Source organism: Mediterraneibacter sp. NSJ-151 (assembly GCF_022487435.1).
In the GTDB taxonomy this organism is placed as follows: domain Bacteria; phylum Bacillota; class Clostridia; order Lachnospirales; family Lachnospiraceae; genus Schaedlerella; species Schaedlerella hominis.
This window is the reverse complement of sequence record NZ_JAKVPP010000002.1, coordinates 300,152-322,745: the sequence shown is the minus strand read 5'-3', so window position 1 is coordinate 322,745 and position 22,594 is coordinate 300,152. Positions and strand designations below refer to the sequence as shown.

16 protein-coding genes are annotated in these 22,594 nt (G+C 38.0%); 14 read left to right on the top strand and 2 right to left on the bottom strand.

Going from position 1 to position 22,594, the window contains the following annotated elements:
- Positions 1 to 215: 215 nt before the first annotated feature.
- From LQE94_RS03385 to LQE94_RS03355, 7 genes are all read left to right on the top strand, one after another.
- Complete coding sequence (locus tag LQE94_RS03385) at positions 216 to 1,373, top strand: MFS transporter (RefSeq protein WP_240577009.1); 1,158 nt, start codon at positions 216 to 218, stop codon at positions 1,371 to 1,373.
- Positions 1,374 to 1,455: 82 nt separating this feature from the next.
- Positions 1,456 to 3,429, top strand: a complete 1,974-nt coding sequence (locus LQE94_RS03380) for an oxidoreductase (RefSeq protein ID WP_240577008.1) — start codon at positions 1,456 to 1,458, stop codon at positions 3,427 to 3,429.
- Between the two features lie 215 nt (positions 3,430 to 3,644).
- Positions 3,645 to 5,930, top strand: coding sequence for a helix-turn-helix domain-containing protein (locus LQE94_RS03375; RefSeq protein WP_240577007.1), 2,286 nt, complete (start codon positions 3,645 to 3,647; stop codon positions 5,928 to 5,930).
- A 216-nt stretch (positions 5,931 to 6,146) separates the two neighbouring features.
- Entirely contained in the window at positions 6,147 to 7,190 is a 1,044-nt protein-coding gene (locus LQE94_RS03370) for an alpha/beta hydrolase (RefSeq protein ID WP_186864721.1), read from the top strand.
- A gap of 69 nt (positions 7,191 to 7,259) precedes the next feature.
- Positions 7,260 to 8,606 carry an MFS transporter gene (locus LQE94_RS03365; RefSeq protein ID WP_240577006.1) on the top strand — a complete coding sequence of 449 codons (1,347 nt, stop codon included), beginning with the start codon at positions 7,260 to 7,262 and terminating at the stop codon, positions 8,604 to 8,606.
- A 136-nt stretch (positions 8,607 to 8,742) separates the two neighbouring features.
- The gene (locus LQE94_RS03360) at positions 8,743 to 10,197 is read left to right on the top strand and encodes a hypothetical protein (RefSeq protein ID WP_240577005.1); all 1,455 of its coding nucleotides are present in this window, start codon (positions 8,743 to 8,745) and stop codon (positions 10,195 to 10,197) included.
- Positions 10,197 to 11,480 (top strand): alpha/beta hydrolase-fold protein, encoded by a 1,284-nt coding sequence (locus tag LQE94_RS03355; protein WP_240577004.1) that lies wholly within the window; start codon positions 10,197 to 10,199, stop codon positions 11,478 to 11,480. The genes LQE94_RS03360 and LQE94_RS03355 overlap by 1 nt, the downstream gene beginning before the upstream one ends.
- A 118-nt stretch (positions 11,481 to 11,598) precedes the next feature.
- Here LQE94_RS03355 and LQE94_RS03350 read toward each other — a convergent pair whose 3' ends face one another.
- Positions 11,599 to 13,962, bottom strand: a complete 2,364-nt coding sequence (locus LQE94_RS03350; protein ID WP_240577003.1) for a GH39 family glycosyl hydrolase — start codon at positions 13,960 to 13,962, stop codon at positions 11,599 to 11,601.
- A 278-nt stretch (positions 13,963 to 14,240) separates the two neighbouring features.
- Here LQE94_RS03350 and LQE94_RS03345 point away from each other — a divergent pair, with 278 nt between their 5' ends.
- On the top strand, positions 14,241 to 15,860 hold the full coding sequence (locus LQE94_RS03345) for a glycoside hydrolase family 43 protein (RefSeq protein WP_240577002.1): 1,620 nt from the start codon (positions 14,241 to 14,243) through the stop codon (positions 15,858 to 15,860).
- A 109-nt stretch (positions 15,861 to 15,969) separates the two neighbouring features.
- Here the strand turns inward: LQE94_RS03345 and LQE94_RS03340 are convergent, their stop codons facing one another.
- Complete coding sequence (locus LQE94_RS03340) at positions 15,970 to 16,248, bottom strand: antibiotic biosynthesis monooxygenase family protein (RefSeq protein ID WP_240577001.1); 279 nt, start codon at positions 16,246 to 16,248, stop codon at positions 15,970 to 15,972.
- 251 nt (positions 16,249 to 16,499) lie between these two features.
- Here LQE94_RS03340 and LQE94_RS03335 point away from each other — a divergent pair, with 251 nt between their 5' ends.
- From LQE94_RS03335 to LQE94_RS03310, 6 genes are all read left to right on the top strand, one after another.
- Positions 16,500 to 16,739 carry a polya polymerase gene (locus LQE94_RS03335; RefSeq protein ID WP_117991884.1) on the top strand — a complete coding sequence of 80 codons (240 nt, stop codon included), beginning with the start codon at positions 16,500 to 16,502 and terminating at the stop codon, positions 16,737 to 16,739.
- Positions 16,740 to 17,013: 274 nt separating this feature from the next.
- Positions 17,014 to 18,654 (top strand): ABC transporter substrate-binding protein, encoded by a 1,641-nt coding sequence (locus tag LQE94_RS03330; RefSeq protein WP_240577000.1) that lies wholly within the window; start codon positions 17,014 to 17,016, stop codon positions 18,652 to 18,654.
- Positions 18,655 to 18,738: 84 nt separating this feature from the next.
- On the top strand, positions 18,739 to 19,713 hold the full coding sequence (locus LQE94_RS03325) for an ABC transporter permease (RefSeq protein WP_117991886.1): 975 nt from the start codon (positions 18,739 to 18,741) through the stop codon (positions 19,711 to 19,713).
- A 12-nt stretch (positions 19,714 to 19,725) separates the two neighbouring features.
- A complete protein-coding gene (locus LQE94_RS03320; protein ID WP_118738347.1) occupies positions 19,726 to 20,634 on the top strand; it encodes an ABC transporter permease in 909 nt (302 codons plus the stop codon).
- A gap of 15 nt (positions 20,635 to 20,649) precedes the next feature.
- Positions 20,650 to 21,639: an ABC transporter ATP-binding protein gene (locus LQE94_RS03315; protein WP_117991888.1), complete on the top strand. Its 990-nt coding sequence runs from the start codon at positions 20,650 to 20,652 to the stop codon at positions 21,637 to 21,639.
- Complete coding sequence (locus LQE94_RS03310; RefSeq protein WP_240576999.1) at positions 21,632 to 22,594, top strand: ABC transporter ATP-binding protein; 963 nt, start codon at positions 21,632 to 21,634, stop codon at positions 22,592 to 22,594. The genes LQE94_RS03315 and LQE94_RS03310 overlap by 8 nt, the downstream gene beginning before the upstream one ends.

The following is a 22,594-nucleotide window of genomic DNA, read 5'->3' as shown; positions in this document are numbered from 1 at the left end:
GATTGTGCTGGATAGTGGGCACGGGGGAAGTGATCCGGGAAAGATTGGGATTAATGGCGTACAAGAGTTCCCCGTCCCTGTTTAATTCAAACTAGACACATTTTGAAAAAGTGTGCTGTTGTTTCCTTGATAATTTTTCTACAATATAATAAGCAAAGTCGTGATTGGAGAGACATTGCCCAATTACGAAAATCAGATATCAGGAGAGGGAAGAGATGAGCAAATCGAAAAAAATAAAAATCATTATCACAATTGTCTGCATCTCATTCATACAGGGATTGCAGTTTTGCGTTTCCCCTGTATTGGGACAGATTCAGGAGCATTATCCGGATGCATCTGTCAGTATGGTGCAGATGCTGGTGACTGCACCTACGTTTTTATCTATCGTAGTTGCAATTATATCAGGTGGTCTTGTTGTTAAGATCAGTAAGAAAAAAATGTTGATTTTTGCCGGTCTGATGGCGGGAATTACAGGATTCTTACCATTTTTGGCAGATAGCTTTATGCTGCTGTTTGTTTCAAGAATTTTATATGGCTTGGCACTTGGGTTATGTATCGCGTTGAATACAGCCGTTGTAGCGGAATTTTTCGAGGGAGACGAACGAGTTTCTGTTATGGGAATTCAGGCAGCCAGTGTCGGAGCAGGAATGGTTCTTGTATCTACATTAGGCGGTGCACTTGGTAAATACGGATTCCAGAATGCATACTATCTGAATGTGATAGGATTTATCGCAATGATTCTAATCGCCTTGTTCTTACCGGAAACCGGTACAGCCAAAGTGAGTAAAGATGAAAAAATCGAATTAAACGGAGAAGTATACAAGGTTGCATTTATAGGTGTAGTCGAAATGTTGTTCTTGATTACATTTACAACAAATATTGCAATGCATATCAATGGAAGTCTTGCCGGAAGTACAACGGTTTCCGGTAATCTGACAGGAGTATTCTCCGGAGCACAGATTGTTATGGGATTGATTCTCGGAGCAATTACAAAAGTGACGAAAAAATATACATTGCCGGTTGCAATGTTATGTTTCTCAATCGGTGGAGTGTTACTTTTATTATTCCCATCAAATTACGTGATGCTGATGATTGGAGCTGTGTTCTGTGGATTTTCACAGGGCATGTTTATTCCTACAGCGATGGTAGAGGTATCCAATGCGGTAAATCCGGCATCTACAACAATGGCAGCGGCATGCATGACATGTGGTAACTGCTTTGGACAGTTGATTTCGCCGACCTTATTGAATGGAGCATCGAAAATGTTATTTGGTGAGGTGACAACATCGCATGTATATTTAATTGCAACAGTCGGAATGACAACTGCAGCAGTTATCGTAATTTTATTGCGTGCCAGAAAACAGACAGCATAATATCATAGGCCGAAAAGACAATATAATAGTTCATAGAATGTAGAAAAGTTGAATTTGAAATACAAACAAGGAGGAAGAAACAATGGGCGCTAAGAAATGGAAAGGTAAAGAAAAATATTCAAACTTATTTTCACCAATCCGAATGAGAAATGTACGTGCAAAGAACCGTATTATTGCAGCACCGACAAGTCCGAGTATGATTACAACAGAAGGACATTTTACACCGGAGATGATTGCATATCTGGAAGAAAAGGCTCTTGGGGGAGCAGGAATTGTTACATACGGAGAAGCAATTGTGCATTCTGCAACAGGAAAATCACATAACAAACAGCTTCAGCTTGACTCTTTTGGTGTCAAACAGGGAATGGCACAGGCTGCAAGAGCAATCCATAATGCAGGAGCTTATGCCAACATTCAGCTTTCACATGGTGGTAAATACGGTGGACTTGCAAGTGTTGGTGGAGATCATTTGGATAAATGTAACACTGCTTATGGACCGAGTCACGAGGTTACACCGGTTGGGGAAGTGCAGGAAATGCCAAAAGAACTGATTTTGGAAATTGTGGAGTCTTACAAAAAGGGTGCAAAACTATGTAAAGACTGTGGATTTGATATGGTTCAGGTTCATGCAGCACATGGATGGCTGTTCTCTCAGTTCTTATCACCTGTATTCAATCAGAGAACAGATGAATTCGGTGGTTCATTGGAGAACAGAGCGAGATTCCTGCTTATGGCACTTGATGCGGTAAGAGAAGGTGTCGGACCGGAATTTCCAATCGAAGTCCGTCTGTCTGGAGATGATCTGACAGCAAATGGTCTGGGAATGGACGAATGTATCAAAGTTGCAGAGATGGTAGATGACAAGGTTGATCTGATTAATGTATCTTGTGGAAATCACGAAGATCCGGATATGTTCTGTCGTACACATCCTTCTGCATTTTATAAACGTGGTGTAAATGTTTATCTTGCGACAGCAATCAAAGAACATGTAAAAACACCGGTTGCCTGTGTCGGTTCCTTAAATGATCCTGCACAGATGGAAGAAATCGTTGCAACAGGTCAGGCAGATATGGTAGAAATCGGACGAGCACTTCTAGCCGACCCATATCTTCCAAAGAAAGCATTGGAAGGAAGAGAAGATGACATTACACCATGTCTTCGTTGCTATGAGTGCTTTGGAGAGACTGGAAAGAGCGAGACAGTAAAATGTTCCGTAAACCCTACAATGGGACAACAGTTACCTGAGAAATATCCAAGAAAAGCACCGGAACAAAAAAAACGTGTTCTGATTGTTGGTGGAGGTCCGGCAGGAATGGAAGCAGCTATTACAGCAGCAAACCGTGGTCATGAAGTAACACTTGCAGAGAAAGCAGATAAACTCGGTGGAAACTTATATCCTGCATCTGCACCATATTTCAAAAAAGATATTGCAGATTTCTGCAAGGTGATGATCAATCGAGTAGAAAAATCAGCAATAAAAGTAATGCTGAATACAGAAGTAACACCGGAATTTATCAAAGACTTTGATCCAGATGCATTGATCGTTGCAATCGGTTCTTATGAGGCAAAACCGTCAATCAAAGGTTTAGACAGAGATAACGTTGTAATGGCAATCGAAGCAGAACTTCATCCGGAAAAACTTGGCAAGAAAGTCGTTATCATGGGTGGCGGTCTGGTAGGAACAGAAGCTGCCGTATCTTTCCATCATGAAGGAAAAGAATGTGCAGTCATTGAAATGCGTTCCGAAGTTGCAGCAGATGCGAATTCATTCTATCGTGGAGGTCTTATGCCTGAGGTAAACAAATCAGCAGAATTATATACGAATACAACAGTAAAAGAAGTAACAGATGAAGGTGTTGTATGTCAGAGAGATGGAGAAGAATTTGTTGTAAAGGCAGATACTGTAGTATGTGCTCTTGGATTCAAGTCAGCATATGACAAAGTCGATGAGCTTTGTGAATTGGTTGATGAGAATTATGTAATCGGAGATTGCAAGAGTGTTGGACTGATCTACAATGCAGTAAACCAGGGATATTATACAGCGATGAGTCTGTAGAACCTTGGCCGTTGGGGGCCGTTGGGGACGGAGTTTGTGGCTCATTTAGTGTTCCCTGTGGCTTATCCATTGCAATTAAAATAATGGGATAGTCAGAATTTATTCTTAAAGAGATTATATTCTACAAGAAATTTTTGTTGTAGAATATAGTCTCTTTTTATATGGCGAAAAATCAATTATAATGGCTTTATAAAATGACAAAGGAAGAATAAAAGATGGGAAGTTTGATAACAACAGCAGTGAAATATTGTACGGGTAGTGAAACGATATATACGGGCGATATTGTGATCTTAATGGGAATTGAAAATCAATTAAACATATTAACGGAGACATCCGATGATGAAACGACTCTATCAGAAGAAGATATTCTTGTGATAAATTCGAAGTCAAAGGTTTCAATAAAAGCATCCAGGGCATTATATGCAGAGTTTACAATTTCTCTCCGAAAATTTAAAGAATTATTTCCGAATAAAAAATATCGTTTTCTGTGTGATTCGACGAAAGTAAAAAATGATAATTTTGCAATATTGCGAAGATATTTGACAGAGTTACTTATGTTGCAATATGAAAGAACAGAGTATCAACGTGCAGAATGGAATAAAGTGAGCTGCGAGTTGTTGATTTTTTTAGTGAGCAATTTTGCGACAAACATTTTTATGGCTGATAGTAATAATGCTATAGAAAATGTGACAGACTATATTGGAGAGCATTTTCAAGAGGAATTGTCATTAAAACAAATTAGTAGTCAGTTTCACATGACCCCGACCTATTTCTCGAGATATTTTAAGAAAAATTTTGGAGTGAATTATTATCAGTATTTATGTAAAGTGCGGCTGGAAGGTGCCATGGAAGATTTGCTGTACAGTGACAAAAACCTGTTGTGTGTAGCGATGGACAATGGTTTTCCAAATGAAGATTCTTTTCGAAAATATTTTACTGAAAATTATAAGATGTCCCCCTATGAATACAGGACAGTGCAAAAGGAAAAAGAAGAGATTAAGAAAAAAGAACAAATAAAAAATTTACAGACAGCTGTAAAAAAAATGGTGGGAGTCAAAGAAACAGAACAAATAGACGATGTGTTAACTATCGATACGAATAACAAACAGACATACAGACCATATTGGCGTGAAATTATCAATTTGAGTGATTGCAAATTATTGCTGAATTACGAGGCAAGAGAGCAGTTTGAAGAATTGCAGAAAGAATTAAACTTTCAGTATGTCAGGATTCATTTAGATTGGAGCAAATTTTCGGAAGAAGAAATTTATAACTTTTATCATGAAGAACAGGTTTTTGATTTTCTACTGAAAAATAAATTAAAATTGTGGTTTACAATTTCAGTCAGGGAGCTACAGGAATCAGAATTGTTATTTGCATATTTAAAAAAGATGCTTTCGCATTTTGCACCTCATTATGGAAGTAATGAGATACGCAACTGGCGTTTCGAATTGGAATATAATACATTGTTTAATGAAGAAAAAGTAGAAGTGTATTGGAAAATACATGATTGCATAAAAGAAATTTTGGAGATATATCAGATAAAAGAACTATTGGGTGCAGGGCTGGAATTGGGAGACTGGGAAGGAATCCGCAGATTTGAACAGTTTACCAAGAAAAATCATAGGAAACTTACGGCATTGACAATGCAGGTCAAACCATATACATGTATGGAAACGGCGGACGGAATGAGCGTAAATCGAGTTACAGACAGCGGTTATGTAAAAAATCAGCTGCAGACTTTCCGGGAATATTTTCCAGAGTTTACTTCCGAAATCCGTGATATTTATATTACAGATTATTATGATAGCATTCAGAGGATGAATATTTTAAATGATTCTTGCTATCGAGGTGCATCGATTATTAAAAATGTGATTGAGTGTTTTGGAAACACAAGTGCTCTTCCACATAGTATGCCACTGGATCTTAGTTATATAAATGGAATTCGGGATAAAGTTTTATTCGGAGGGGATGGATTGATCACAAAGCAGGGAATTCGAAAACCATCATACTATGCATATTCTTTCTTACAAGAGGCAGGACCTTATTATCTTGGTAAAAAGAAAAATGCAATTATATTCGGGAATGAATTTCTGGAATATCAGATCATATGTCATAACTGTAAACGATTAAGCTATCATTATTATCTGGACGAAATGGAGCAGCATCTGGAAAAGATAGGGCAGTATTTTGATGATCAAGATGAAAAAGAACTGGAATTCCGATTAGAAAATGTAAAAAATGGACGATACATTGTAAAAAAACATTCCGTAAATATGCAACATGGAAGTGTTCAGGATGAATTGAGAAGAATTGCACCATATGAAACATTACTTATGCCGGCATTTCTGCATAATGATGATGTGGATTATTTGAAACAGATTCTTGTGCCACAGCAGACATTACGGACCTATGAGGTGGACAATGGAGTGTTGGAATTACAGATTACATTATCAGCAAATGAAATTGCTTATTTGAATATTCAATTTGCGTATTATTAAATAGATTAGATATATAAGAGTTGAAAAAGATAATTATTTTTAAAATTATTATCTTTTGGACTCTTTTTTTATTGAGAAAAGAAAGAAAAGAAAATTAATTGTGCAAAAGAAACATGATTATTCGGGAGAAAATTATACTAAGTAAAAATATAATATATTCATAGCAAGCAATACAATTTACATGTGAATATGCTGAAAAAGAAAAGGTGGGTGGATATGAGAACGTTAGAAGTAACTATTAACAGTAGAGAAGACGTAAGTCTTACTGTGTATCTTCAGGATGTTGAGAAGGAATTTCGAAACATAACAAAGAGACCGGCAGTTTTAATTATTCCGGGAGGTGGATATCAGTTCTGTTCAGATCGTGAAGCAGATCCGGTGGCTTTGGCTTATTTGAAAGCAGGATATGATGCGTTTGTTTTACGTTATTCTGTTGGAGATAAGTATAAATGGCCTGAGCCGTTGGAAGATTATGAAGATGCAATAGAATATATTGAAAGCCATGCAGAGGAATGGAATGTTCTGACAGATAAAATTGCAGTAGTGGGATTTTCAGCAGGAGGTCATCTTGCAGGAGCTGCGGCAACAATTGCAAATCATAAACCGGCAGCAGTTGTGTTGGGATATGCAGTACTCAATGAAGTAGTAGATGAGATTGCACAGGATGCACCAAGGATTGCAGAGCACGTAGACTATGATACGGTTCCGTGTTTCTTATTTGCATCAAGAGCAGATAATGTGGTTCCGGTAAAAAATACACTGGATATGATGAATGCTCTGGATAAGGCGGGAATTACATTTGAAAGTCACATTTATGCGTTTGGTCCACATGGATTTTCTGTTGGGGACACTGCAATTCAAACGAGAGAAAGCTCTTTTTGTGAGAGGATTCCAAACTGGGTGCAGGATAGCATCGGATTTCTAAAAGATGTGATGGGTGATTTTTATGTTGGAACAGCAGAAAATAAAATATTAACCGAACCAAAGTGTAAAGCTCATATGACAGATGATGGAAGCGCATGGCTTTCTCTGGATTGTACAATTGGAAGAATATTTGGAAATCCGAAAGCAAAAGAAGTGCTTATAGATGTGATTGCGATAATGCAGAAAAAAATCATTCCATTTACACCGGAGATGACATTCGGTGATATGATGGAGTGTTTTAGCAGAATGAAATTAAGAGATCTTCTTCATGAAAGATCGATTGAGATTGATGAAGAAAAAATCGATGCACTCTTAGGAGAAGTTCCGAATATTTGATAAAGATAAAATGGAAGGAACCTATAATGGAACGATTGTGTGCGTGAAATGTCACACGGAAAGGAAATTATGAAGAAAACAACAAAAAATTCTATATACTATTCTATGGGATTTATGTCCCAAAATATCATCTGGTACATGATCAACACTTATCTGATGCTGTTTTATACAGATGTAGTCAGTCTTTCAGCCGGAGCAATTTCCACGATTATGTTAGTGGCTCGTGTATGGGACGCGGTAAATGACCCGATGATGGGAGCAATTGTCGATAAGACAAAATCAAAATGGGGAAAATTCAGACCATATATTATTATCGCACCACCATTTCTTGCTATTTTTGACATTTTAACATTTACAGTATGGCCGGTAGAAGGAACAATCAAAGCAGTACTTTGTGGAGTTTCTTATATTCTTGCAGGTATGGCATATACAGCAGTAGGTGTTGCAATTAACGGTATTGTAAACAGACTGTCTACAGATTCCAATGAAAAAATGAAGATTATTTCTATTGCAAATGTCGCAAGTAACGTACTTCAAACAGTACTTGCAGCCGCAGCAATGCCAATGATCTTATTCTTCAGCCATTCTGACACAGCAAATGGAAAAGGATTTTTCTGGACAACAGTCATTCTGGCAATTGTTTCGGTTCCGTTATTTCTGGTATGTGGATTTAAGTGTAAAGAAGTTGAGATTGTAGAGCCACCGAAAAAAGAAAACAGTGGATCATTTGTAAAAGACTTAAAATTAATGACAAAGAACAAACCACTGATGATCTCCATTATCTCATTGTTTATCGGTGTTGTTGGTGCAATGGCAAGAATGTCATTACTTACATATTATATTATTTATGTAGTTGGATCTTACACAATGATCTCAGCAGTATTTACAACATTGACAGTATGTCAGATTGTCGGTACAGCAACATTACCTTGGGGAACAAAGAAATTTGGAAAAAAAGGTTATATGATTATTCTGCTTATCATCAATGCAGCAAGTGATCTGGTTCTGTTCTTTAATGGACATCCAACAATTGCTTTTGTACTTGGAGTTTCTATTATTGGTGGATTTTCACAGAGTGTAGGATCTATCTCATATGGAATGATGTGCGACAGTATTGATTATGGCGATTACAAATTTGGAATTCGTAATGAAGGTCTTTCTTCTTCATTGATGAGTTTTGCAATTAAACTTGCATCAGCGATTACAGGATCTTTGAGTATCTGGTTACTTGCAGCAACAGGGTATGTTGCAGGAGCACAGCAGAGTGCATCAGCAATGACAGGAATAAATGTGATCGTAAATTTGATTCCGGCACTACTTCAGCTTGTAGGAATTATTCCATTGATCTGGTATAAACTGGATTCTAAGAAGATGGATGAGATTGCAGTTGCATTAAAGGAAAGAAATAGCCGATAGGGACGGAGTTTGTGGCTCGTTTAGTGTCCCTATGGTCAGGCTTTCCGTTGGAAAATAAAGAACCAGTGGGGACAATTTAGGAGCCACAAACTCCGTCCCCGCTGGTTCTTTTTGTAGATGAAAGAGGAAAAGGAAGATGAAATATTTTGATATAGAACATGAAGTGGCAGCGTATTTTCATAAGTATCAGCAGATAGAGTTACATCAGATGAAAATGTGTGGTGAAGGAAGAATTTCAATGAGTATGTCACCGGCATATTGGCTTTCATCGGATGAAAGAACAGGTGGTATGTCTTGTGATACATATACCTATCATATTTACAAAGAACGAGAAGAGATTCTATGTAAAGTGGAAGTGAAACGATTAGAAGCTGTGTGCCGGGAAAATGAACATGCGTTAGAAATTGAAAAAATCCAGTGGGATACGATACAGGTAATGAAACCGGTGCCATATGGACGGAATAATCCATTTGAAAAAATCGGGGAATATCCGGATTTGCCATTAAAAGGAAATGCAAGCGACAAGGATTATTTTGCTATACGAAATCTGCAAAATATGTTTTTCGAGCATCGTTTACATGAAATGGAAAAACTGTTTTCAGTGAAAGAAGATACGGTGTTAACGGCAGAGTGTTTAAAGATGAATGCGGTTTGCGGAAAAAAGAAGATTTTAGAATCATTTGCAGGATGGTTAGAAAAAGAGCAAAAGAATAACCACTGTTATCTGTTTTTGGGAATAACAGGAATGCCGTTGATCGAAATGACTGAAACAGGAGAATCTGCAAAGGGAATTTTTATGACTCAGATTTATCAAATAAAAGCAGGATTATTGGGGTCAGATGTAGACAATTGGAGATTAGTCAGAACGATGGCAGTGACGGAAACTGAGTATTGCAGAGAAGCGGGAGAATGGAAAATTCATAAAATGAAAATCCAGAATCTGGCGAGTTTACCGGAAACACCATATAGAAATGATGGAAGATATGATAAAAGTGGAATGAGCGATGAACCATGGGATGTTAATCAAGTCATGAGATGTCAACCGGATACGGAGACAGCAATGGAAATTGAAAATATTATCAATCGCTGGGTATATGGTTGTCGACGTGGAGCACTAAGGGAGTTTATCGAAAAGTATATGAAAAATTCAGAACAAAAAAATCATATGCTGATTCGAAGCTTTGGAAAAACAACTCCGGAATTAAATGATTATGAGGCAATTGAGAGAAAGATAGACGATATGACACAACAGTATCGGGAACGCTTTTTTACATTTCACGCACCGACAACTCCTGTACTTACATATGGTCCGAAGAAAAAATACATTTTAGGAACCTGGTTTGATACAGCGGCAACAAATCTGCGAAGCATGGCCGAGAGTTTAGAAGATATCCCATATATGGTGTTTGTAAATAAATATGTGCATAAATTTGAAAAGATAGATGGTCATTGGTACCTGACAGATTTTTATTGTGAACCAATCATATCACTGCAAGACTGGAGGTTCGATATGGTTCACAGCAAAGGATATATCAATGCATCAAAAACAGGAAAATATCCAAAGAGATTTGAATTGCAAGGAGAAAAATAATGAAATTAGAAAAAGCATATCAAATTATAGGAATGACAGAGGAAGAATTTCGATATTTGGACACAACACAAATATTAGAATCACCGGATTCGCCTACGGGATATGTTGTAAGTTTCCGATATAAGTCATCAGAATATAAGAAATTGTCAGTAATCGGGGACTGGATGTTTTCAGATAAGGAACATTCTTCCTTTACGGATAGTGGAAGGTATTGGCCGCATCAATGGAAAAAGGAATATTTTCCGCATACATTGCTTGGGTTAAAAACAACACCGAAAGAATTAAAAAATGGTACAAAAGGGGAAGAAATCGATGTGTCAAAATTTGAATTTGACTTGGAAGTATTGAAATTAGGAATGTATGAAATGGAAAAAGATGATGAGACAGACATTTTTTCATGTACGATTCCATTGCCATCAGGAACATACAACTATCGATTTGTAATCGATATGCCGGATGGAAATCCTTTAAAAATGGTGACTATGACAGATCCGTCAAGAAAGGGATATGCATACAAAAATGAAAAGATTCAATATAGTCAGATTCGAGTGCCGTTCTGTGCAAAATATCAAGTGGATGATAGAACTGTAGAATTGGGATGTGATGCAGTTGATAGAGGAAAGGTGCGATATATAGAGTATGCGGTAAAGAAGAAATTTGGAGTAGGAGAAACACAGCCGGCAGCAGTGTATCTGCCGAAAGGTTATGATGAAAATCGGGAAAAGCCATATCCTGTGTTGTATCTGAGCCATGGAGGAAGTGAGAGTCTGAGTACATGGTTGAATCAGGGAAGCGTGTCACAGATTATGGATTTCTTGATTGTGAATAAAAAGATACAGCCAACAGTGGTGGTTATGACGGATAATAGTATCTATCAGTGGAATCACAAAGAAAAAAATATTCCAAGTTTAATAGAATGCCTGTTGCCATATATGGAAAAACATTATCATGTAGCAAGCGAACCGGAGGGACGAGCATTTGCTGGATTGTCAGCAGGTGGATTCCTTGCATTTGATATTTTTGAAAGTGTGGGATATTTATTTGGAAATATCGGAATTTGGAGTGGTGGAAGAAGATTTGAAGCAGATTATACAAAACCGTATTTAAAAAATGTTCGTGTTCATATTGGAGCAGGAACATTTGACGATGCATATAGAGCATTTGCACAGCCGTTGGAACAGGAACTACTTGAAAATGGGATTCCATATACGATGGATATTATACCAGGTGGACATCAGTGGAGTGTATGGAGAAAGCTGTTGGAGAAATTTTTGAGCCGATAGGGACGGAGTTTGTGGCTTGTTTACTGTCCCCTAGTGGCTAGACTTTCCAGTGAAAAATAGAAGAGCCACCGGGGAAAATAAACGAGCCACAAACTCCGTCCCCAGTGATCAACAGTGGTCAATCAATCTGTATCAGCATAATCTCATGCTCCTGCAATACCTCTTGCAGAATCAGTGTATTATTCTCCGCACAAAGCGTTTCATTCTTTCTGTGTGGGATACTCTTACGCTTCAGATAAGATATCTCATCCAATGTCAATTCAAGATCGGTTCCGAGACGTTTCCATTCATCCAAAATACTGCCAAAGTTCGGGCCGAATAGTTGTTTCCGAATTCGATAATTCTTGTTTGAAACTCCTTGGAGACGAAGTGTGATTTCCAATGCATCGCGGTCATTGAAAATAATTTGTTCATCATTCATTCCGATGGCGGCTTCATCTTTGGAATAGTATTCATAATTTAATGACTTATTATTGAAAAGAAGGATGGCAAAATGTCCGAGCTCATCTTTTGTAATAATATAATGGTCATTTCGTTCAATGAGATAATTGTGCAGCTGTTTAAAGAACAGCAGTGCATAATACGGGGGTTTACAAAAACCATCAGAACTAAGCAGACCACATGCACCATTTAGAATACGGTTTGCATCCATGTCACCGGCAAAAATGTCGCTTGCATACCAGTAACAGATATCCTCTGCTTCTCCGAGCGTATCAACCATCTGATTTATCATAATAGCCGCTTTTGAAGCCATATCGTTAAGTGAATTTCGATGGACAAAACTAAGATTCCATTCAATGACAACGATTGGACGTTTTGGAAAACCACTCTCTGCTAAAATGGAGTGCATTTCGGATAGATCGTTCGAAAAAAAGTGGTCGATATTTTGACGAATCGCGTTCATTTTTGTCGGTTCCTCTGCTTCACGATAGGGAAATGAATTCATCGTTATGAAATCAGGCATATGTCTGGCATTGGCCCAATTGCGATAAAATTGAATGACCGTATCTTTGTGAACAGAAGGGCTGTATCCGACACCACCGATTGAGGCATTCGGGACTTTGGAGCGAACAGTTTCGAAAAAATCATCCCACAGGTTATTAAATTCTCCGGAAAGTCCAAGTAAGGAGTGTCTATATACAAAATACCAGATTACAAATTTCCAATTCGTTACTTCTTTTAAACCATATCGATTGACTACATGATCTAATATCTTTTCGATGACGTGATTGAATTCACGAGAATCCGAAAAGAAATATGCGGTAGACATTTCATGAATTTCATTTAGTTTCTTTAAAATATTTAAAACTTGATTATCGATAACGATCATCGGACGGATTCCATTTTCTACAAGAAAATCCAAAACATGGTCGAGATTAACAAAATTCAGTTGCGTTGTCTGATCTGAATCCAGAAGAGAAAATTCTGGAGAAAACAGACCGTTGATACAGCCATATTGAAAATCCAGAGTATGCTTTAAAAATTGAATTTGTCTTTGATAGGTTCCGGATAGAATACGGGAGGCAAATCCAAGATAAATCATGGAACCCAAAGGATTTTTAAATTCTTTTCCCTTGACACAGTCGATATCAGCGGACTGAAGTCTGATTTTTTGCTCTTTTACTACGACCATTCTTGTTTTGGAGCGGTATTCGTTTAGAATATCAGCAGATTTTTTTGAAATTTGCATCTCCAGATGAGTATTGCGTATGGCATGATTTTTACGATATTCACCAGGGGAGAGGTTGAAATTCTGTCTGAAAATTTTGTTAAATTGCGAGGCTGTTGAAAATCCATTGTTTAGTGCGATATCTGAGATTGATAACTGACTTCCGGTTAAATCCGATACAGCATGGCGAAGGCGAATATTTGTTATATACTGTACAAAGGTGATTCCGGTGTTTTTCTTAAAAAGCCGGGACAGTGATGTTGGGGCAATATGAATCTGTCTGGCAGCATCCGGAAGTGTAATATGTTCCGAAAAATGTTCTTCAATGTAAGAAAAAACATAATCAAGCCGTTCATCGGAAGTCTCGAGCAAAGGTTGCTTGTCGGATAACAGAAAAGAACAAATCAGGTGATCGCAAATTTTATATAGAATACTTAGTTTCTTTGCACTCATTTCTTTCATATCAAGTGCGTATTCCCCAAGCAAGTCATAGATCAAATAGCGTAGTTGTTCATACTTTACGCTAGAATGCCGCGAACTACAACATTGAAAATATGGAAGTTGTTTATGTGTTAATTTCCGAAATAGTTCTGCACGAACAGAAATTAGTAGCATAAAGCTTCCGGGAGAAGTTTGCAGCTTAAAGTGCCGATTCCAATTGATCATTAGAATATCTTTTTCGGATAAATGATTTGTTTCAGTAGTTAATGTTACAGTAGCGCTGCCGTGAATAATAAATAGAAGTAAATATTCATTTTGAATAGTATCAATCATAATTGAATCTTCATAAAATTTGATTTCGAAATCATTCATTATATAGAAAACCTCCTTTGGAAAGTTATAATATGACAAAGTATTTGCTATATTATAACAATTAATGGATGCGTGGTCAATTTTGGATAAAAGATGACAAGAAAAAGATGAATGAAAAGGAGAAAAAAATAAAGAAATTTATTAAAATAAAACCATTGGGGACGGAGTTTGTGGCTTTTTGAATGTCCCTAATGGTTGTAGAAAGATAAAAAAGACCAAAGGGGACGATGTTTGAGCCAAAAACTCCCTTCCCAATGGCAATGAAAGGGGATAAACTTATGAGTTACAAATTAAATAATCCAATTATTCCAGGATACTATCCGGATCCTTCTATCATTCGTGTGGAGGATGATTTCTATCTGGCTTGTTCCAGTTTTGAGATGTTTCCAGGAATTCCGATTTTTCATAGCAAAGATCTTGCACACTGGGAGCAGATTGGAAATGCGCTGACGGAAGAAAATGGATTCCATATGGAAAAAAATTGTGGAGTCGGAGGTTTGATGGCGCCTACAATCCGTTATAATAATGGAACGTATTATATTATTAATGCTAATTTCGCTGACAAAGGAAATTATATTTGTACAGCAAAAGACCCGGCAGGTCCGTGGTCAGAACCACATTGGATGGATGACGTCCCGGGAATTGATGCATCTATTTTCTTTGACAATGATGGTAGTTGCTATGTTATGGGAACAGGAGATGTCTGGGATAACGGAACTGGTGTGAAAGAAAGAGGAATCTGGCTTGCACCATATGATATTGAGAATTTCCGCGTGACAGGCGAGCCTTATACGATTTATAACAGTGCTATGAGAGGCGGGGCATCTCCGGAAGCTCCACATCTGTATCATATCGGAGATTACTATTATTTGATCATTGCAGAAGGTGGTACAGAACATTATCATGCGGTAATGGTGGCAAGATCAAAAGAACTCTTCAGCTTTTTTGAAGGAAATCCGGCAAACCCGGTTATGACACATAGACATATGGGATTCAAAAGCCCGATCATTAATGTCGGACATGCTGATCTCGTAGAGTTAAAAGATGGAAGCTGGTATGCTGTGATGCTGGGTTCTCGTTTAATCGATGAAAAATATAAAAACCTGGGACGAGAAACATTTATCTGCCCGGTTATATGGGAGAGGGACTGGCCAGTATTCAGTCCGGAGACAGGAAAGATTGAATGGAGCTATGATGGTCCGGAATCTTTGGAAGAAACAGTTTATCTAGAAGAAAATAAGTTTGACGATTTTGATGAACAGAAATTGCCATTTTATATGACATTTTGGGGAACACCTGGTAAGGAGTGCTGGAAAATTGAAGATTCTTGCCTGAAATTAAAATGTATTCATCAGAGACTGGACGATGATCTAGAACAGATGGGCATGGAAGGCACTTTATCGGATGATAAATATGCTGCTTTTGTAGGACGACGTCAGTGCAAAATGGATACTACAATTACAACACGTATGACATTTGTTCCAGAAGGACAGGAGAGTGCGGGAATTGCGGTTGTACAGGCAATGAACCATCAACTCCATGTAGAACGTGCCTGTGAAAACGGAAAACAGGTTGTACGTGTAAAACTGATCACAGCAGATTATCAACAGCCACCATATTTTCCGGGATTTACAAGCACGACAAATCGTGAAAATATTTGTACAGTGGAGTATGATAAAGATACAATTGTATTACAGATTGAAATGCATAATGAAGATTTCACGATTCGATATGGAGAGTCGGAAGAAAATCTGAAAGAATTGTGCAAGGCTGACGGATCTTTGATCAATCCAGAAAAGGTTGGGTGCATGTGCGGAACAGTGCTTGGAATGTATGCGACGGGAAATGAAGAGGATTCAGAAAATACGGCAGCGTTTGATTGGTTCCGTTGTGAATAGGGACGAAGTTAAGGGCTTTTTAGTGACCCACATGATCCAAAACTATATGATAAAATTAAAAACCACAGGGGATGGAGTTTAAGCCAAAAACTCCGTCCCCTGTGGTTTTCTATGCTTCCTCAAGAAATGTATCCGTACCACTTACATAATAAGCACCCATTCCAGGAATATGCTTTTTAAAAGTATCTCCCTGTACATGTGCAAGGAAATCTTCCTGTGAATCCCAGTGAGAAACAAAAGTAACTTCATCCTGAGCTTCCGGGTTTACTAAAACTTTCATTCCGTGGCATCCTTTGTCGTGTGCAGCGGAATCTTCTGCAAATGCCTTTGCCAATGGTAAATAAGCGTCTCTGTCGGTTACGATGTTTGTTGTAATTACTGTTGTCATGATTAAAATCCTCCCTTTTGTCTTCAAATTTATATATCAATCATAGTAAAAAAGAAAAGTATGTGTCAATTGAAATAAGATAAAAACAAAAAGAGGTCAAGAACGCATATCGTAATTATGACATAGGAAGAAGTGAAAAAAGGAGAAAGGTAACAACACAGTAAAAAATGAAGTGGATTTGATGTATACAAAAATTGACAAAGGTTATATAATTTGAACCAGAAAATTGTAAAACTCAGGAGGAAAATATTATGCGAGTAAAACAGATTACAAATGTAGACGGATTTTATAAGGCGTTGGCAAAATGCCAGGGAAGAGTGGAACTGATCACAGATGACAGAGACGTATTGAATCTGGCATCTACGCTGACACAGTTTATCGGACTTACTACTGTATTCAGTAACCCAAATATTGAGGCATATGAAATCGTTTGTTACAATCCGAATGATTTTCAGTATATCAAAGAATTTCTTGTTCCGGTAGAAAAATAACTCTATAGGAAAATAATAGAATATATACTTATATAGAAGAAGGACTTCTTGTTATTGGTGAATTTTACTAAAACAGAAGTCCTTCTTTTGTGCATGATTTCGTGAAAATTCACAATGTCATCAAAAGGAAGTCAAATTATGACCTGGAAAAGAGAAAACTGACTTCATAAGGTCATTTTCGGACTAAAATAAGTAAAAAATAGAATGGCAGGAGCTCATGCAGACTGGTAAACTTAGGTCAAATCTTGAGACAGACATACAAGGAGGAAAAAATATGAAAGCAAAAAAGATTATGGCGATGGCAATGGCCAGTGCAATGATTCTGTCACTGACAGCATGTGGAGGAAGTTCATCTGACAGTTCATCAAAAGGAGATTCGTCTAGTTCGGATTCAAAGACCACAGTAAGTGTTGTTGAACCAAATAAGGATGCGGCAAATACGGAAAAGACAGATGAAACATTGACAATAGGTCTATCGTCTGAACCATCATCTCTGTACGGAGCAGCTGTAGGCAAGACAGAAAATGAGGAACAGATTATTGGTAATGCAATGTTGGATTCACTTGTAAAAATCAACTACTCAACAAATGAGGTTGAGCCAAGTCTTGCGACAGATTGGGAATGGACAGATGATACACATCTGAAATTCACACTCCGCGATGATGTAACAATGAGTGATGGAACTCCACTTGTTGCTGATGACGTAGTTTATACATGTAACAATATTTGGGTAGCTCAGAATACAACAAATGATACAGGTAAATATATTGTTGGAGCAACTGCTGATGATGAACATACAGTAACAATCGAGTTCAATACAACAGCACCTGATTTTGTGAAGATGCTGAGTTGGGTAAGCTTTGGAATCGTTTCTGAAGATGAGGTCAACGCAGCAGGTGGTCTTGAAAAAGTTTCGACAAATCCAGTAATCGGATGTGGTCCATACAAATTCAAAGAGAGGAAGAATGGACAGTCAGTTACACTGGAAAGAAATGATAACTATTGGGATAAAGATTATGCGGGATATTACAAAGAAATCGTATTTACATTTACAAGTGATGCAGCTGCAAGGGAGATGGCTGTAGAATCCGGAGATGCTGATATTGCATACGATATGCCAGTAAGTCAGGCTGCTACATATACAGAAAATGATTCTGTAAATACAACGATTTATGACTTTGGTCAGACAACACATCTGTGGTACAACATGGGCGACAATGCAGGTGCAACAAAAGACGAAAAAGTTCGTGAAGCAATTGATAAAGCACTAGACTTTGATGCAATCGCACAGGTAGGAACAGCAGGATTCGGTGAAGCATCACTTTCATACTGGAATCCAAGCTGTGACTACTACACAGAGAACTATACAAAAGAGGAAAGAGCTGTTGATGTAGACGGAGCAAAAGAACTTCTTGACGAAGCCGGATATGGTGACGGAGTTGAGATTACAGCATTAGGACTTCAGGACAATACACCGGTATTAACTGTAATGCAGGCAAATCTTGCAGAAGCAGGTATTACATTGAAAATTGATACACCGGATACAGCACAGTTTGTAGAAGATGCATTTGGTGGAAATTATGATTTAATCTGTGTTGGAGATATGCCAGCAATCAGAACACCTGCAACTGTAATGACATTCCTTTCGAAATTAAATGTCGAGGGTCCTGGTATGGTTATCGGTGGACCAAAATGGACATCAGATGAATTTGATTCAACAATCTCTGAACTGATCAGCGAATCTGATATAGATAAGGCTACAGAGTTGGCAACAAAACTGGATGAGATGGTAAAAGATGAGACAATCTGTTCAAATCTGTATTCGGAAATGAAAGCAAGTGTATATGCAAAAGATTTGAAAGGATATAACACAATCGAAAGAGGTTATGTTGACGTAACTGGATTTTACGAATAAGCGAGAAATAACCAGATTCTTGAGTTGCCCGGAGATGAAAGTCTCCGGGCAATATTTGAAAAATTGAAAATAGGAGAATGATCTATGCTGAAATATATAATAAAAAGAATCCTGTATCTGATTCCGATTTTATTTGGTGTATCGATTATCATTTTTGCACTGAAGACATTTACTCCTGGAGATCCTGCAAGACAGATCTTAGGAAACAGTGCATCAGAAGCACAGGTTCAGGAAAAAAGAGAGGAACTTGGGTTAAATGATCCGGTTCCGGTACAGTATTTTAATTATGTTAAAGGGATAGTAACAAAAGGTGATTTCGGTGATTCTTATAGAACTGGAAAACCCGTATTATCTGAGATTGCTCCAAGACTTTTGACATCTGCCAAGATTACATTGGGAGCAGTTCTGATTGGAGCGGTGCTTGGTGTATTACTTGGTATTATATCTGCACTAAAGAAATACACGTGGATTGATTCGGGAGTACTGGTTATATCCATGTTCTTCCAGTCGGTTCCAGAGTTCGTTGTAGCTTTGGTGCTGATTATGATCTTCGCTGTAAACTTACATATTTTACCTGCAAATGGTATTGATACATGGAAAGGTTATATCATGCCGATGCTCTGTATCGGATTGTCTTCCGTTGCAAGTTATACACGTATTACACGTTCTTCTATGCTGGAAGTATTGGGAGAAGATTATATCAGAACAGCACGCGCAAAAGGACAGTCAGAGAAAAACATTACTTATCATCATGCACTTCGTAATGCCATGATTCCGGTTGCACAGTCAGTTGGAACCAGCCTTGGTAATACAATCGGTGGAGGAATGGTACTTGAAACAGTATTTGGTGTTCCCGGAGTTGGAAAATATATTGTAGATTCCATTACACAGCGTAACTATCCGTCAGTGCTTGGTGGTGCATTGATTATCGCAATTGTACTGACTTTGATCAATCTGTTGGTTGATATCAGTTTCGTATTGATTGATCCACGTTTGAAGACAACAATCATTGCCGGTGGAAAAGCAAAGAAACGTAAAAAAGTGAAAGCAACAGCGTAGGAGGAAAAAGATATGTCAAAAATGAGAACTCCTGCAATGGAGAAAATAGAAAAGAAAAATGCTAAAAGAAAGAAACCGGTGAAATCCACACCGATGCACGAATCATGGAAACGATTCAAACGTAACCCAACGGCGTTGATTGGACTGGCTGTAGTCTGTATTCTGATTCTTGTTGCAATCTTTGCACCGCTGATTGCTCCGTATGATTATAAGGCACAGGACTATGGGGCAATGATGCAGGCACCAAGCAGCGCGCATTTCTTTGGAACAGACCAGTTTGGACGAGATATTTTCAGCCGAGTTATTTATGGAACAAGATATTCTCTGATTATTGCTTTGTTCTGTACAATCGCAGCGTTGTTCAGTGGAGGTCTTCTTGGAATTATTGCCGGATATTTTGGTGGAACAGTAGACACGATTATCATGCGTGTCATGGATATCTTTCAGTCTATTCCAATGATCATGATGGCAATGTGTATCGTAGCAGTACTTGGAAATGGTATTCCACAGCTGGTAGCAGCAATTATGTTCGCATCTATGCCGACCATGGCAAGAAATAACCGAGCAGCAATCCTTCGAGTTCGAGGCAGTGATTATATTGAATCTTCAGAAGCAATTGGTGTAAGCCAGATTCAGATGATTTTGAAACATATGATTCCGAATGCAGCAGGAATTATGATTATTTATTTTGTTGGATTTTTAGCTGTATCTATTATGATGATGTCATCTATGAGTTACATTGGTGTAGGTCTTACAGCACCAACTCCGGAATGGGGCTTGATTTTGAATGATGGTAAAGCATATCTGACATCAGCACCATATATGATGATGTTCCCTGCATTGATGATCATGATCACATGTTTCGCATTCAACTTGATGGGTGATGGACTGCGTGATGCATTCGATCCGAAAATGAAATAAGGAGCGGGATAAAGTATGAGCGAAAATATGTTAAATATAGAAAATCTTGTAATTCATTACGAGACAGACGAAGAAGTAGTGGAAGCTGTGAATAACATCAGTTTCCAACTGAAAAAAGGTGAAGTTCTTGGGCTGGTAGGTGAGACTGGTGCAGGAAAAACAACCACAGCATTAGGAATTATGGGTTTGCTTCCATCTAAGGTAGGACATGTGATTCAAGGTAAGATTGAATTAGATGGAGAAAACTTATTTGATAAATCTGAACGAGAAATGCGCAAGATCCGTGGTAAAAAAATCTCCATGATTTTCCAGGATCCAATGACAGCGCTGAATCCGGTAAAAACAGTCGGAGATCAGATTTCTGAAGTAGTTCTTTTGCATAATCATTGTTCAAAAGCAGAAGCATTAAAACGTGCACAGGATATGTTAGCAATGGTAGGAATCGTACCAGAGAGATATAAAGATTATCCACACCAGTTTTCCGGTGGTATGAAACAGCGTATTGTCATTGCAATCGCACTGGCATGTGAGCCAGAACTTCTGATTGCAGATGAGCCGACAACAGCTTTGGATGTAACAATTCAGGCACAGATTCTGGATATGATGAGATCACTGCAGAAGAAACATGGAACTTCTATGATTCTAATCACACATGACCTTGGTGTTGTTGCAGAGATGTGCGACCACTGTGCGGTTATGTACGCAGGTGAACTAGTAGAATATGGAACAGTAGAAGAAATCTTTGATCATCCGAAGCATCCATATACAAAAGCACTGTATCAGTCAATTCCATCTCTGGATAAAGATGTAGACAGACTGCATGTGGTTCCGGGTATGGTAACGGATCCATCCAATCTTCCTGAGTATTGTAGCTTCGCGGATCGATGCGAATCAAAATGTGGAATGTGTGAAAAAGCAGACCCTGAGATGATCTGGCTAAATGAAAATCATTGTGTAAAATGTTTACAGTACACAAAAGAATGGGAGGGAAAAATAAATGAGTAATTTACTTGAAATTAAAAATCTGAAAAAATATTTTTCTACTCCAAGAGGGGAACTGCATGCAGTTGATAATGTCAATCTGAATATCGAAAAAGGAAAAACGATTGGTGTTGTAGGAGAGTCCGGATGTGGAAAATCTACACTTGGAAAAACTCTGATGAGATTACATACACCAACTTCCGGTGAGGTATTATATAATGGCGTGGATATTGCAAGTATGCCGATGAAAGAGTTTAAACAGAAATATCGAACCAACATCCAGATGATTTTCCAGGATCCATATGCATCTTTGGATCCACGTATGAATGTGTTGCAGTTGATTGAAGAACCAATCAAAGTAAACCATAAAGATATGTCTAAATCTGATGTGACAGCAAGAGCAAAAGAAATGATGGAACTGGTCGGACTGGCAAAACGTTTGGAAGGTTCTTATCCGCATGAGTTGGATGGCGGAAGACGTCAGCGTATAGGAATTGCAAGAGCGTTATCATTAAATCCGGACTTTATTGTATGTGACGAGCCGGTATCAGCACTGGATGTATCTATTCAGGCACAGATTCTGAATTTGCTTCAGGATCTTCAGGCTGAAAGAGGACTGACTTATATGTTTATTACACATGACATGTCTGTTGTAAAACATATTTCAGATGATATTGCAGTAATGTATTTGGGACAGTTGATCGAAAAGTGTCCGGCAAATGAGATTTTCAAAAATACAATTCATCCGTATTCACAGGCATTACTTTCAGCTATTCCAATTCCGAATGTGCATGTGAAAAAAGAGCGAATGATTTTGAAAGGTGAGCTGACATCACCAATCGATCCGAAACCATGCTGCCGTTTTGCAGCACGTTGCCCATATGCGACAGACGAATGTATGGCGAAAGAACCGGAGTTACGTGAAGTAAAACCAAATCATTTCGTAGCATGTCATTATGCAGAAAAATTTATGAAATAG

Coding starts and splice junctions, on each gene's coding strand:
- LQE94_RS03345 (WP_240577002.1), top strand. CDS start 14,241: ATGAGTTACAAATTAAATAATCCAATTATTCCAGGATACTATCCGGAT.
- LQE94_RS03315 (WP_117991888.1), top strand. CDS start 20,650: ATGAGCGAAAATATGTTAAATATAGAAAATCTTGTAATTCATTACGAG.
- LQE94_RS03335 (WP_117991884.1), top strand. CDS start 16,500: ATGCGAGTAAAACAGATTACAAATGTAGACGGATTTTATAAGGCGTTG.
- LQE94_RS03320 (WP_118738347.1), top strand. CDS start 19,726: ATGTCAAAAATGAGAACTCCTGCAATGGAGAAAATAGAAAAGAAAAAT.
- LQE94_RS03325 (WP_117991886.1), top strand. CDS start 18,739: ATGCTGAAATATATAATAAAAAGAATCCTGTATCTGATTCCGATTTTA.
- LQE94_RS03330 (WP_240577000.1), top strand. CDS start 17,014: ATGAAAGCAAAAAAGATTATGGCGATGGCAATGGCCAGTGCAATGATT.
- LQE94_RS03365 (WP_240577006.1), top strand. CDS start 7,260: ATGAAGAAAACAACAAAAAATTCTATATACTATTCTATGGGATTTATG.
- LQE94_RS03360 (WP_240577005.1), top strand. CDS start 8,743: ATGAAATATTTTGATATAGAACATGAAGTGGCAGCGTATTTTCATAAG.
- LQE94_RS03340 (WP_240577001.1), bottom strand. CDS start 16,248: ATGACAACAGTAATTACAACAAACATCGTAACCGACAGAGACGCTTAT.
- LQE94_RS03355 (WP_240577004.1), top strand. CDS start 10,197: ATGAAATTAGAAAAAGCATATCAAATTATAGGAATGACAGAGGAAGAA.
- LQE94_RS03385 (WP_240577009.1), top strand. CDS start 216: ATGAGCAAATCGAAAAAAATAAAAATCATTATCACAATTGTCTGCATC.
- LQE94_RS03350 (WP_240577003.1), bottom strand. CDS start 13,962: ATGAATGATTTCGAAATCAAATTTTATGAAGATTCAATTATGATTGAT.
- LQE94_RS03375 (WP_240577007.1), top strand. CDS start 3,645: ATGGGAAGTTTGATAACAACAGCAGTGAAATATTGTACGGGTAGTGAA.
- LQE94_RS03380 (WP_240577008.1), top strand. CDS start 1,456: ATGGGCGCTAAGAAATGGAAAGGTAAAGAAAAATATTCAAACTTATTT.
- LQE94_RS03310 (WP_240576999.1), top strand. CDS start 21,632: ATGAGTAATTTACTTGAAATTAAAAATCTGAAAAAATATTTTTCTACT.
- LQE94_RS03370 (WP_186864721.1), top strand. CDS start 6,147: ATGAGAACGTTAGAAGTAACTATTAACAGTAGAGAAGACGTAAGTCTT.